The organism is Acidovorax sp. 94 (assembly GCF_003634645.1).
Lineage (GTDB): Bacteria > Pseudomonadota > Gammaproteobacteria > Burkholderiales > Burkholderiaceae_C > Acidovorax > Acidovorax facilis.
Genome location: NZ_RBJA01000001.1, coordinates 5103809 through 5115868 on the forward strand (window position 1 = coordinate 5103809; position 12060 = coordinate 5115868).

Genomic DNA, 12060 nt, shown 5'->3' on the forward strand with positions numbered 1-12060 from the left:
ACATGACCGCTGACCAACTCAAAGACATCATCGCCGCCGGCCTGGCCTGCGAACACATCACGCTGGAGGGCGATGGGCGCCACTGGTACGCCACCATCGTCTCGGCCGAGTTCGAGGGCAAGCGGGCCATCCAGCGCCACCAGCGCGTGTACGCCACGCTGGGCGCGAAAATGCATACGGATGAAGTTCACGCGCTGTCGATGAAGACCTTCACCCCCGCCGAGTGGGCGGCGCAAGCGCAGTGACGCTGCCTGCCTAGGTACTCATTTATTGATAGCTGTTAACGCTTGATAGATAAGCGCTAAGGGCCATTTTCATTCATATTTTGGTTGTTAGATAGAGATGGACAAACTCCTGATTCGCGGCGGACGCACCTTGCAAGGCGAGGTGCTGGTCTCTGGCGCCAAGAACGCCGCCTTGCCGGAGTTGTGTGCCGCCTTGCTCACGGCCGACCCCGTGACCTTGCTCAACGTGCCCCAGCTGCAGGATGTGAGCACCATGCTCAAGCTCATCCGCAACATGGGCGTGACCGCAGAGCGCGCCGACGACGGCACGGTGCGCATCAACGCCAGTGCGCTCAACACGCCCGAGGCGCCGTACGAGCTGGTCAAGACCATGCGCGCCTCGGTGCTGGCGCTGGGCCCGCTGCTGGCCCGCTTTGGCGAAGCCACGGTGTCGCTGCCCGGCGGCTGTGCCATCGGCTCGCGCCCGGTGGACCAGCACATCAAGGGCCTTGCTGCCATGGGCGCCGAGATCGTGGTCGAGCACGGCTACATCATTGCCAAGCTGCCTGCGGGCTGGAAGCGTCTGAAGGGCGCGCGCATCACCACCGACATGGTCACGGTGACGGGTACCGAAAACTTCCTCATGGCCGCAGCCTTGGCCGAGGGCGAGACGGTGCTCGAAAACGCCGCGCAAGAGCCTGAGATTTCCGACCTGGCCGAGATGCTGATCGCCATGGGTGCCCAGATCGAAGGCCACGGCACCAGCCGCATCCGCATCCAGGGTGTGGACCAACTGCATGGCTGCACCCACCGCGTGGTGGCCGACCGCATCGAGGCCGGTACCTTCTTGTGCGCCGTGGCGGCGACAGGCGGTGATGTGGTGCTGCGCCATGGCCGCGCCGACCACCTCGACGCCGTCATTGAGAAGCTGCGTGAAGCCGGTGCCGACGTGCAGGCGGTGGAGGGTGGCATTCACGTGAAGAGCCGGGGCGGCGCCACGCTCAAGGCACAGGGCTTTCGCACCACCGAATATCCGGGTTTCCCCACCGACATGCAGGCGCAGTTCATGGCGCTCAACTGCATTGCGCAGGGCACGGCCACGGTGACCGAGACGATTTTTGAAAACCGCTTCATGCACGTCAATGAGTTGGTGCGGCTGGGTGCCAAGATCCAGACCGATGGCAAGGTGGCGGTCATCGAAGGCGTGCCCCGCCTGTCCGGCGCCACCGTGATGGCCACCGACCTGCGTGCCTCCGCCAGCCTCGTCATTGCCGGCCTGGTGGCCGATGGCGAAACCGTGGTGGACCGCATCTACCACCTGGACCGTGGCTACGACTGCATGGAAGCCAAACTGCGCGGCATCGGCGCCGACATCGAGCGAGTGGCATGAAGAACAACCCCCTGAGCGGCTTCGCCGCTTCCCCCTTCTCTCACGCTGCGCGTGGGAAGGGGGACGACGCCAGTGCGGCGGGGCGGCCCTTGCACGGCGTCCCTGGCATGGGGCGCTCACGGATCACAGTGCAGTAGCAGGCAAGAAACAGTGGAGTAATTAGAAAACATGACGATGATCACCCTGGCGCTTTCCAAGGGCCGCATCTTTGACGAAACCCTGCCGCTTTTAGCCGCCGCAGGCATCGAGGTGCTGGAAGACCCCGAAAAGTCGCGCAAGCTCATCCTGCCCACCAACCAGCCCAACGTGCGCGTGGTGCTGGTGCGTGCCACCGACGTGCCCACCTACGTGGAATACGGCGGTGCCGACATCGGCGTGACCGGCAAGGACACCCTCATCGAACACGGTGGCCAGGGCCTGTACCAGCCGCTGGACCTGCAGATTGCCAAGTGCCGCGTGAGCGTTGCCGTGCGCAACGACTTCGACTACGAGCGTGCTGTCAAGCAGGGCTCGCGCCTGAAGGTCGCCACCAAGTACACGTCGATTGCGCGTGACTTCTTTGCCACCAAGGGCGTGCATGTCGACATGGTCAAGCTTTACGGCAGCATGGAACTGGCGCCGCTCATCGGCCTGGCCGATGCCATCGTCGACCTGGTGTCCACCGGCAACACGCTCAAGGCCAACCACCTGGTGGAGGTGGAGCGCATCATGGACATCAGCTCCTACCTCGTGGTCAACCAGGCCGCGCTCAAGCTCAAGCAGGCACCGCTGCGCCGCATCATTGATGCGTTTGCTTCGGCCATCCCTGCCCCCAAGAACTGAACCCACCGTAGAACGCACTATGACTTTGGTAGCTGCTCCCGCCCGTCTGTCCACCGCTGCGGCCACTTTTGAGGCTGATTTTGCAGCCCGCCTGCATTGGTCTGCCGACACCGACGCGGCCATCGAGCAGCGCGTGGCCGACATCCTGGCCGACGTGCAAAAGCGCGGCGATGCGGCGGTGCTGGAATACACCGCCCGCTTCGACGGCCTCTCGGCACCGAACATGGCCGCGCTGGAGCTGACCCAGGCCGACTTCAAGGCCGCGTTTGACGCCATCCCCCAGGCCCAGCGCGACGCGCTGCAGGCAGCCGCCAAGCGCGTGCGCAGCTACCACGAGGCGCAGAAGAGGGCGTCGGGAGAGAGCTGGAGCTACCGCGACGAGGACGGCACTCTGCTGGGCCAGAAGGTCACGCCGCTGGACCGCGTGGGCATCTACGTGCCCGGCGGCAAGGCCGCCTACCCGTCGAGCCTGCTGATGAACGCCATCCCGGCCCACGTAGCGGGCGTGCAGGAAATCATCATGGTCGTGCCCACCCCCGTGCGTGGCAGCGTGGCGACCGGCGGAACGGGCGAGGGCACCTCGACGAAGGGCGAGCGCAACGAGCTGGTGCTGGCCGCCGCCTACGTGGCCGGTGTGACCCGCGCCTTCACCATCGGCGGCGCCCAGGCCGTGGCCGCGCTGGCCTACGGCACGGCCACCGTGCCCAAGGTGGACAAGATCACCGGCCCCGGCAACGCCTATGTGGCCAGCGCCAAGAAGCGCGTGTTCGGCACCGTGGGCATCGACATGATCGCGGGCCCGAGCGAAATCCTGGTGCTGGCCGATGGCACCACACCGCCCGACTGGGTGGCCATGGATCTGTTCAGCCAGGCCGAGCATGACGAGCTGGCGCAGAGCATCCTGCTGTGCCCTGACGCCGCCTACCTCGACGCCGTGCAGCGCGAGATCGACCGCCTGCTGCCCACCATGCCGCGCGCCGAGATCATCGCCAAGAGCCTTACCGGCCGGGGCGCGCTGATCCTCACCAAGGACATGGAAGAAGCCTGCGCGATCAGCAACCGCATCGCTCCGGAGCATTTGGAAGTGAGCAGCACCGACCCGCACCGTTGGGAGCCTTTGCTGCGCCACGCGGGCGCGATCTTTCTGGGCGCCTACACCTCCGAAAGCCTGGGCGACTACTGCGCAGGCCCCAACCACGTGCTGCCCACCAGCGGCACGGCACGCTTCTCCTCCCCGCTGGGCGTGTACGACTTCCAGAAGCGCAGCAGCCTCATCGAAGTGAGCGAAGCTGGTGCCCAGGTGCTGGGCACCATCGCCGCCGAGCTGGCCTACGGCGAGGGCCTGCAGGCCCACGCGCAAGCCGCAGAGATGCGGCTGACCACGCCCGTCAAGCCGCGCTGATGGCACCCCGGGGCAGGGCGCCCTGCGTGGGGGCTGCTGTCCTGGGCTGAGGGGTTGCGGCCGGCGCTGCGGTGGTAGAGGGCGCTGGCGGATACGCGGCGCCTTCCACGGCCCGGTGCTGCGCCCAGTTCAGCCGTGCAGGCCGGTGGCCTTCGGCGCTGACGCGCAGCCGCACAGGTCCGGCGAACGACAGGCGCTGTCCAGCCTCCAGAAAATAATCCTCCAGCAGACCATCACAGGTCACCCAGACGCGGCCCTGTTCGACTTCGAGCAGGGCGATCTCGCCCGCGCGGAAGTCCAGCACCTGGACGGCCTGCAGCGGCGGCAGGGGCTGGCGCTTCCATTGCAGGGTGAGGGGCACCGCAGGCTGGGTGGGCAGCGTGGGCGATGGCGGGGTGGGAGTGTTGTGCAGCGTGTTCATGCCTTCACTGTGCGGCCAGCTGCCGTGGGCCACCAGCCACAGGCCTGCACGATCTGGGCCAGTACAGAACACCAAACCAACCCATCTGTACTGGTCGTACTGGGATGCCTCTGTACTGTCTATCGACCAGAGGGCCAGTACAGAATGCAGCGTGGCCACCGATGACGCACCCCCGCTGTACCTTCAAATCGCCGAACAGCTCGCGCAGCTGATCCGCAACGGCACCCTGGCGCGCGGCGAGAAGCTGCCCTCGGTGCGTGAGCTGGCGCGCCAGCACGGCGTGGCGCAGACCACGGTGGTGCAGGCCTACCACTGGCTCGAGGATGCGCGCCTGATCACCGCGCGCCCGCGCTCCGGCTTTTTTGTGGCGGCGCGGCCGGTGAGCCTGCCCGAGCCCAGCACGCCGCGCCCGATGCGCCGCCCCCGCGAGGTGTCGGTGGATTGGCTGGGCCAGCGCATCCTGGGGCGCAACCAGCCGGTGGATATCATTTCGTACAGCAGCGGCACGCCTGGCCCCGAGCTGTTCAACCCTGACCGCGTGCGCCGCGCCGTGGTGCGAGCCGCGCAGCGCCACCGCAACCGCAACCTGCTGTGCACCTACCCCGGTTCGTCGGGCCATGAGGACGCGCGCCGCGCCCTGGCGCGCTATGCCGTCAGCCTGGGCTGCAGCCTGGACCCCGAGAACATCGTGATCACCGGAGGCTGCATGGACAGCATTGCGCTGTGCCTGCGCGCGGTGACGCAGCCGGGCGACGTGGTGGCGCTGGAGTCTCCCACGCATTTTTCGTTTCTGGAGGTGCTGCAGGGCCTGCACCTCAAGGCGCTGGAGATTCCCACCCACCCGCGCAACGGCCTCTCGCTGGATGCGCTGCAACTGGCGTTGGACACCCAGCCCGTCAAGGCCGTGATGATCGTCCCCACGCTCAGCAACCCTCTGGGCAGCTGCATGCCCCAGGCCGAGCGCAAGCGCCTGGTGCAGATGGCGGCGCGGTACGACATGGCGGTGATCGAGGACGCGATCTACAACGACCTGGTCGAGGTGGACGAGATGCGGCGCACCGTCAAGTCGTACGACACCACCGGCCATGTGATGCTGTGCGACTCGTTCTCCAAGACGCTGGCGCCGGGCCTGCGCCTGGGCTGGCTGGAGGCTGGCCGCTGGGCCGACAAGCTGCGCGCCATCAAGGACCTGCAGGCGGGTGGCCAGTCCGCTGTGCTGGAGCTGGCGCTGGCCGATCTCATCACCCAGGCGGGCCACGTCGCCGCCATGCGCCAGCTGCGCGCGGCCGTGGCGGCGCGCATGGATGAGGTGCGCCATGTGATTGCCGCGCACTTCCCGCAGGGTACGCGCGTGAGTGACCCGCCCGGCGGCCTGCTGCTGTGGCTGGAGCTGCCGCGCGCGCTCGATTCGGTGCAACTGCACGAGGCCTGCCTGGCCCGGCAGATCCTGATCGCACCCGGCACGGTGTTCAGCGCCAGCGGGCGGTTCCGCAACTGCCTGCGCATTGGCGTGGGCGGCGACTGGTCGCCTGCCCATCTGGAGGCGCTGCGCACCGTGGGTGACATGGCGTGCCAGATGCTGCAAAGCGGGGCACCCCGCAAGGCAGCTTGAATGGGGTGTTTTAATCAACACGAAGTTCGTGGCACACGAAGTTCGTGTAATATTTAACCCATGAAAAACATCACCGTGACCATGGACGACACCGTTGCCGAATGGGTGCGCGTGGAAGCCGCCAAGCGCGGCAGCAGCGTGTCCCGCCTGCTCGGTGAATGGCTGGCCGAAAAGATGCGCCAAGAAGACGCCTACGCCCAGGCCATGCGCGAGGCGCTGAGTTTTGAAAGCTGGGGTGCTTCGAGCGGGCCCTATGTGCCGCGCGAAACCCTGTTTCTGCGCTGAACGGGGCAGAACCCATGGCCACCGTCCCCATCTTTGTCGATACCGAAATCCTGCTCGCCAGCGTGGACGACCGCGATGCCGAGCGCCAGGCGCGGGCGCGCGAATGGATCAGCTTTTGCTGGCAGACGCGCAGCGGCCGCATCAGCTCGCAGGTGCTCAACGAGCTGTACAACCAGGCCATCCAGCGTTTTGATGGCCCGCAGGTGCTACAGCAGGTGCGCGCCCAGGTGCGCCGCCTGCGCGTGTGGCTGCCGCCGCACCTCGATTCCTACACCGTCGACGGCGCCTGGGACCTGCAAGACCGCTACCGCCTGGGCTACTGGGATGCGCTCATCCTCTCGTCCGCCCACCAGCAGGGCTGCCGCTACCTGCTCACCGAAGCGTTGCCACACGACCAGCCGATGGACGCCGTGCGGCCGATCAACCCTTTTCTTGTCACTCCCAACGAACTGGACACCACCGAATGACTACTCCTGCGTCGTCTCCTCTCCAAGCCCTGGCCCGTATCCGCCCCGACGTGCGCGCCATGCACGCTTACGGCGTGCAGCCCTCCACCGGCATGCTCAAGATGGACGCGATGGAGAACCCGTTCCGCCTGCCCGCACACCTCCAGGCCGCGCTGGGCCAGCGCCTGGGCGCGGTGGCACTCAACCGGTACCCCGGCGACCGCCTGCTGGACCTGAAGGCGGCGCTCGCGAAATACGCCGGGATGCCCGAGGGCTACGGCGTGGTGCTGGGCAATGGCTCGGACGAACTCATCACCCTGCTGGCCCTGGCCTGCGCACAGCCCGGCACGGGCCAGCGCGCCACCATGCTGGCGCCCATGCCGGGTTTTGTGATGTACCCGCTGTCTGCGCAGCTGCAGGGCCTGGACTTTGTCGGCGTGCCGCTCACGCCCGACTTCGAGCTGGATGAGCCCGCCATGCTGGCCGCCATCGCGCAGCACAACCCCGCCATCACCTACATCGCCTACCCCAACAACCCCACGGCCACGCTGTGGGACGAGGGCGCAGTGCAGCGCATCATCGACGCCGCGGGCGCTCAGGGCGGCATCGTGGTCATGGACGAGGCCTACCAGCCCTTTGCCAGCCGCACCTGGATCGACCGCATGCGGGCCGAGCCCGCGCGCAACGCGCACGTGCTGCTCATGCGCACGCTCAGCAAGTTTGGTCTGGCAGGCGTGCGGCTGGGCTACCTCATCGGGCCCTCGGCGTTCGTGAGCGAGATCGACAAGGTGCGCCCGCCCTACAACGTGAGCGTGCTCAACTGCGAAGCCGCCCTGTTTGCTCTGGAACACGCCGAAGTTTTCGCCGCCCAGGCGGCGGAAATCCGTGCCGAGCGCACCACGCTCATCGCAGCCCTGCGCCAGATGCCGGGTGTCGAAAAGTGCTGGGACAGCGAGGCCAACATGGTGCTGATCCGTGTGGCGGATTCCGCCAAGGCCTACGAGGGCATGAAAAACCGCAAGGTGCTCGTCAAGAACGTTTCTACAATGCACCCATTGCTGGCCAACTGCCTGCGCCTGACGGTAGGCAATGCCGAAGACAACGCGCAGATGCTGGCCGCACTCCAAGCCTCCTTATGACCTCCTCCGCACTTGTACCCTCCGCCCCATCGGCCGACCCGATGGCCGACCGCATCGCCGAGGTCAGCCGCAACACCGCCGAAACGCGCATCAGTGTGCGCATCAACCTCGACGGCACCGGCCAGGCGAAGCTGCACACCGGCATCGGCTTCTTCGACCACATGCTCGACCAGATCGCCCGCCATGGGCTGATCGACCTCGACATCGACTGCGAGGGTGACCTGCACATCGACGGCCACCACACCGTGGAAGACGTGGGCATCACGCTGGGCCAGGCTTTTGCGCGCGCCGTGGGCGACAAGAAAGGCATCCGCCGCTACGGGCATGCCTACGTGCCGCTGGACGAAGCGCTATCGCGTGTGGTGGTGGATTTCTCGGGCCGCCCCGGGCTGCACATGGATGTGAAGTTCACCTCCGGCAGCATCGGCCAGCTCGACACGCAACTGGTGTTCGAGTTCTTCCAGGGCTTTGTGAACCACGCGGGCGTCACGCTGCACATCGACAACCTCAAGGGCGTCAACGCCCACCACCAGTGCGAGACCATCTTCAAGGCGTTCGGGCGCACGCTGCGCGCGGCGCTGGAGCGCGACCCGCGCTCGGCCGGTGTCATCCCCTCCACCAAGGGTTCGTTGTGAAATTTTGGGTTAAATCAGGCGCTATCGCTTGATGGATAAGCGCTAGTAGCTATGAATATGGAAGCAAAAACAGTGGCGGTCGTGGACTACGGCATGGGCAACCTGCGCTCGGTGTCGCAGGCCGTGCAGGCCGCCGCCGAGGGCACCGGCTGGACCGTGGTCGTCACCCAGCGCCCCGAAGACGTGCGCGCCGCCCAGCGCATCGTGCTGCCAGGGCAGGGCGCCATGCCCGACTGCATGCGCGAGCTGCGCGAGTCCGGCCTGCAGGAATCGGTGCTCGAAGCCGCTGCCTCCAAGCCAATGTTCGGCGTGTGTGTAGGTATGCAGATGCTGCTGGACCATAGCGCCGAGGGGGATACGCCGGGCCTGGGCCTGATCCCTGGCGACGTGCTCAAGTTCGACCTGGCAGGCCGCACCCAGCCTGACGGCAGCCGCTTCAAAGTGCCCCAGATGGGCTGGAACCAGGTGCGGCAGATGCCCCACGCCCACCACGGCGGTGGCGTGCACCCGGTGTGGGCTGGCGTGCCGGACAGCAGCTACTTTTACTTTGTGCACAGTTTCTACGCCGTGCCGCAAAATCCTGCCCACTGCGCAGGGCAAACGGACTACGGCGGTTTGTTCGCCGCCGCCATTGCACGCGATAATATTTTTGCGACCCAGTTTCACCCGGAGAAAAGCGCGGAGCATGGCTTGGCCCTGTACCGCAATTTTCTGCACTGGAATCCCTGATCCCTTAACCGCCACCCGTTCGGGCCGAGCTGCGTCTCGCCCTTTTTCACCCGAACTTCACCACCATGCTGCTCATCCCCGCCATCGACCTCAAAGACGGCCACTGCGTACGCCTCAAACAAGGCGATATGGACCAATCCACCACCTTTGGTGAAGACCCCGCCGCCATGGCGCGCAAATGGGTGGATGCCGGTGCACGCCGCCTGCACCTGGTGGACTTGAACGGTGCGTTTGCGGGCGTGCCCAAGAACTACAGCGCCATCAAGTCCATCCTGAAAGAGGTGGGCGACGACATTCCCGTGCAGCTGGGCGGCGGCATCCGTGACCTGGACACCATCGAGAAATACATCGACGGCGGCCTGCGCTACGTGATCATCGGCACGGCTGCGGTCAAGAACCCCGGTTTTCTGAAGGACGCCTGCAGTGCCTTCGGCGGCCACATCATCGTGGGGCTCGACGCCAAGGACGGCAAGGTCGCCACCGACGGCTGGAGCAAACTCACCGGCCACGAGGTCGTGGACCTGGCCAAGAAGTTCGAGGACTGGGGCGTCGAATCCATCATCTACACCGACATCGGCCGCGACGGCATGCTTTCGGGCATCAACATCGACGCTACGGTGAAGCTGGCCCAGGCTTTGAGCATCCCCGTGATCGCCTCGGGCGGCCTGTCGAACATGACCGATATCGAGCAGCTGTGCGCGGTGGAGAGCGAAGGCGTCGAAGGTGTGATCTGCGGCCGCGCCATCTACAGCGGCGACCTCGACTTTGCTGCGGCGCAAGCGCGTGCCGACGAACTGAACGGCTGAAACCGATCACCCCCTGAGCGGCTTCGCCGCTTCCCCCAGGGGACGACGCCAGTGGCCTGGCGAAGCCAGTTCCACGGCGTCTGCTGGCCTCGGTAGCGCCTAATCAACGAATCGCTCACTGACATGCTCGCAAAACGAATCATTCCCTGTCTTGACGTCACCGGAGGCCGTGTGGTCAAGGGCGTCAATTTCGTCGAGCTGCGCGACGCAGGCGACCCGGTCGAAATTGCCGCGCGCTACAACGCGCAGGGCGCTGACGAGCTCACCTTCCTCGATATCACCGCCACCAGCGATGGCCGTGACCTCATCCTGCACATCATCGAGGCCGTGGCCAGCCAGGTGTTCATTCCACTCACCGTGGGTGGCGGCGTGCGCACTGTGGAAGACGTGCGCAGGCTGCTCAATGCGGGCGCCGACAAGACCAGTTTCAACTCGGCCGCGATTGCCAACCCTGACGTCATCAACGCCGTGTCTGCCAAGTACGGTGCTCAGTGCATCGTGGTGGCCATCGACGCCAAGCGTCGCTCGGCCGAGGATGCGCAGCGCCTGGGCGCCAACGGCCAGCCCGTGGGTGCGGGCTGGGACGTGTACAGCCACGGTGGGCGCAAGAACACCGGCCTGGACGCCATTGCCTGGGCCACCGAGATGGCGCAGCGCGGTGCGGGCGAAATCCTGCTGACCAGCATGGACCGCGACGGCACCAAGGCAGGCTTTGACCTGGAGCTGACCCGCGCGGTGAGCGATGCGGTGAGCGTGCCCGTGATCGCCTCAGGCGGGGTGGGCAACCTCGACCACCTGGCCGACGGCATCCAGACCGGTGGCGCCGACGCGGTGCTGGCCGCCAGCATCTTCCATTACGGCGAATACACCGTGGGCCAGGCCAAGGCCCGCATGGCCGAGCGCGGCATTCCGGTGCGTCTGTGACGACGGCATTCGCGGGCGCGCGTTGGGCGCTGGTGGTGGCCCTGGCGGCCATGGCACTGCCCGCTGCGGCGCAGCAGGTGCCGCCCCCGTCGTATGCGAGTTTTTCTGAGCGCCTGCCCTGTGTGCACCGCATCGGCCGCTGCTTTGACGCGACCATCGGCGGCAAGCCGGTGGAGGTGATTGCCGACAAGGCCGAATTTGAAAAGCTCAAGGCCCTGCTCCAGACGCTGAACAGCAATGTACGTGACGTGCACTGGATCGTGCGCGAACCCGTGTTGGGCACGCTGGCGCTGGACGTGGAAACCCGCGCCAACACGCTGGGTTTGCCGCTGGTGGGCGATGAGAAGGAAGAGCCCGATGTCACCGTCTATGCCCTCGACGGCCAAGATCTGGAGAGCGAATCGGAGCTGGTAGCGCAGCAAAGCGTGCGCGTGAATGGCCAGCCCGTGGTGACGCAGCAGGAAACCCTTACGCAGGATTTTCTGCCCCCGGGGCGCTATGCGTTTGCCATCAAGTACCTGGGCCGCAAGAACTGGGATCGCAAGTGGGTGTTTTTGACCGTGGCGAAGTAAATATTTGACCAAAAGTGGTTCTTGCGCTGAGTGTGAAAGCGCTGATAGCTGTTGTTTTTGTAGTCAGATTTACGCGCTGCGCAGTGCTGCAATTGGCTGCAAGCTGCCCGACGATGCATCTGGTTTTTCATTGAACTCTCATTTTGATAGCTGCTAGCGCTTGATGGATAAGCGCTAGAGGCAAAAATGACCTCAAAACCGCTCGCCCGGCAGGCGGGCTGGTCATTCAAATCACCGACAATCCCGCCCATGAACTGGCTCAACGAAGTGAAATGGGACGCGCAGGGCCTGGTGCCCGTGATTGCGCAGGAGCAGGGCACGGGCGACGTGCTGATGTTTGCCTGGATGAACCGCGAGGCCCTTGCCAAGACGGCAGAACTCGGCCGCGCCGTGTACTTCAGCCGCTCGCGCAAGAAGCTGTGGTTCAAGGGCGAAGAGTCCGGCCACGTGCAGACCGTGCACGAGATCCGCCTGGACTGCGACAACGATGTGGTGCTGCTCAAGGTCACCCAGCTCGGCCACGAGCCGGGTATCGCCTGCCACACAGGCCGCCACAGCTGTTTTTTCAGCGTGCTCAAGGACGGAGCCTGGCACGCGGTCGATCCGGTCTTGAAAGACCCTGAATCCATCTACAAGTAATGGCAATGGACGAC

Annotated in this window: 15 protein-coding genes; 14 read left to right on the forward strand and 1 reads right to left on the reverse strand. The window is 65.6% G+C overall.

Going from position 1 to position 12060, the window contains the following annotated elements; all coding sequences use genetic code 11:
* The first annotated feature begins 2 nt into the window (after nucleotides 1-2).
* The 4 genes from C8C94_RS23440 (at nucleotide 3) to hisD (ending at nucleotide 3838) form a co-directional block, all read left to right on the forward strand.
* Nucleotides 3-245, forward strand: coding sequence for a BolA family protein (locus C8C94_RS23440; RefSeq protein WP_010462096.1), 243 nt, complete (start codon nucleotides 3-5; stop codon nucleotides 243-245).
* 97 nt (nucleotides 246-342) lie between these two features.
* Nucleotides 343-1614: a UDP-N-acetylglucosamine 1-carboxyvinyltransferase gene (gene murA / locus C8C94_RS23445; protein WP_121422430.1), complete on the forward strand. Its 1272-nt coding sequence runs from the start codon at nucleotides 343-345 to the stop codon at nucleotides 1612-1614.
* Nucleotides 1615-1788: 174 nt separating this feature from the next.
* Nucleotides 1789-2436, forward strand: a complete 648-nt coding sequence (hisG, locus tag C8C94_RS23450; RefSeq protein WP_121508815.1) for an ATP phosphoribosyltransferase — start codon at nucleotides 1789-1791, stop codon at nucleotides 2434-2436.
* A 19-nt stretch (nucleotides 2437-2455) separates the two neighbouring features.
* Nucleotides 2456-3838 carry a histidinol dehydrogenase gene (gene hisD / locus C8C94_RS23455; protein WP_121422431.1) on the forward strand — a complete coding sequence of 461 codons (1383 nt, stop codon included), beginning with the start codon at nucleotides 2456-2458 and terminating at the stop codon, nucleotides 3836-3838.
* Here the strand turns inward: hisD and C8C94_RS23460 are convergent.
* Nucleotides 3825-4259, reverse strand: a complete 435-nt coding sequence (locus tag C8C94_RS23460; RefSeq protein WP_121423049.1) for a DUF2917 domain-containing protein — start codon at nucleotides 4257-4259, stop codon at nucleotides 3825-3827. The genes hisD and C8C94_RS23460 overlap by 14 nt on opposite strands.
* A gap of 151 nt (nucleotides 4260-4410) precedes the next feature.
* Here C8C94_RS23460 and C8C94_RS23465 point away from each other — a divergent pair, with 151 nt between their 5' ends.
* The 10 genes from C8C94_RS23465 to hisI all read left to right on the forward strand — a co-directional run bounded on the left by C8C94_RS23465 (nucleotide 4411) and on the right by hisI (nucleotide 12046).
* On the forward strand, nucleotides 4411-5871 hold the full coding sequence (locus C8C94_RS23465) for a PLP-dependent aminotransferase family protein (RefSeq protein ID WP_121422432.1): 1461 nt from the start codon (nucleotides 4411-4413) through the stop codon (nucleotides 5869-5871).
* Nucleotides 5872-5931: 60 nt separating this feature from the next.
* Nucleotides 5932-6156 carry a CopG family transcriptional regulator gene (locus C8C94_RS23470; RefSeq protein ID WP_069103652.1) on the forward strand — a complete coding sequence of 75 codons (225 nt, stop codon included), beginning with the start codon at nucleotides 5932-5934 and terminating at the stop codon, nucleotides 6154-6156.
* A gap of 14 nt (nucleotides 6157-6170) precedes the next feature.
* Complete coding sequence (locus C8C94_RS23475) at nucleotides 6171-6623, forward strand: PIN domain-containing protein (protein ID WP_056747257.1); 453 nt, start codon at nucleotides 6171-6173, stop codon at nucleotides 6621-6623.
* On the forward strand, nucleotides 6620-7741 hold the full coding sequence (hisC, locus tag C8C94_RS23480; RefSeq protein WP_121422433.1) for a histidinol-phosphate transaminase: 1122 nt from the start codon (nucleotides 6620-6622) through the stop codon (nucleotides 7739-7741). The genes C8C94_RS23475 and hisC overlap by 4 nt, the downstream gene beginning before the upstream one ends.
* Nucleotides 7738-8376 carry an imidazoleglycerol-phosphate dehydratase HisB gene (gene hisB, locus C8C94_RS23485; RefSeq protein WP_121422434.1) on the forward strand — a complete coding sequence of 213 codons (639 nt, stop codon included), beginning with the start codon at nucleotides 7738-7740 and terminating at the stop codon, nucleotides 8374-8376. Before hisC ends, hisB begins: the two co-directional genes overlap by 4 nt.
* A gap of 51 nt (nucleotides 8377-8427) precedes the next feature.
* The gene (hisH, locus tag C8C94_RS23490) at nucleotides 8428-9105 is read left to right on the forward strand and encodes an imidazole glycerol phosphate synthase subunit HisH (RefSeq protein ID WP_055399227.1); all 678 of its coding nucleotides are present in this window, start codon (nucleotides 8428-8430) and stop codon (nucleotides 9103-9105) included.
* 65 nt (nucleotides 9106-9170) lie between these two features.
* Nucleotides 9171-9911 carry a 1-(5-phosphoribosyl)-5-[(5-phosphoribosylamino)methylideneamino]imidazole-4-carboxamide isomerase gene (gene hisA, locus C8C94_RS23495; RefSeq protein ID WP_121422435.1) on the forward strand — a complete coding sequence of 247 codons (741 nt, stop codon included), beginning with the start codon at nucleotides 9171-9173 and terminating at the stop codon, nucleotides 9909-9911.
* Between the two features lie 123 nt (nucleotides 9912-10034).
* Nucleotides 10035-10835, forward strand: coding sequence for an imidazole glycerol phosphate synthase subunit HisF (gene hisF, locus C8C94_RS23500; RefSeq protein ID WP_121422436.1), 801 nt, complete (start codon nucleotides 10035-10037; stop codon nucleotides 10833-10835).
* Nucleotides 10832-11407 (forward strand): hypothetical protein, encoded by a 576-nt coding sequence (locus C8C94_RS23505; RefSeq protein WP_121422437.1) that lies wholly within the window; start codon nucleotides 10832-10834, stop codon nucleotides 11405-11407. The genes hisF and C8C94_RS23505 overlap by 4 nt, the downstream gene beginning before the upstream one ends.
* A 240-nt stretch (nucleotides 11408-11647) precedes the next feature.
* The gene (hisI, locus tag C8C94_RS23510) at nucleotides 11648-12046 is read left to right on the forward strand and encodes a phosphoribosyl-AMP cyclohydrolase (RefSeq protein WP_176889144.1); all 399 of its coding nucleotides are present in this window, start codon (nucleotides 11648-11650) and stop codon (nucleotides 12044-12046) included.
* The last annotated feature ends 14 nt before the right edge of the window (nucleotides 12047-12060 follow it).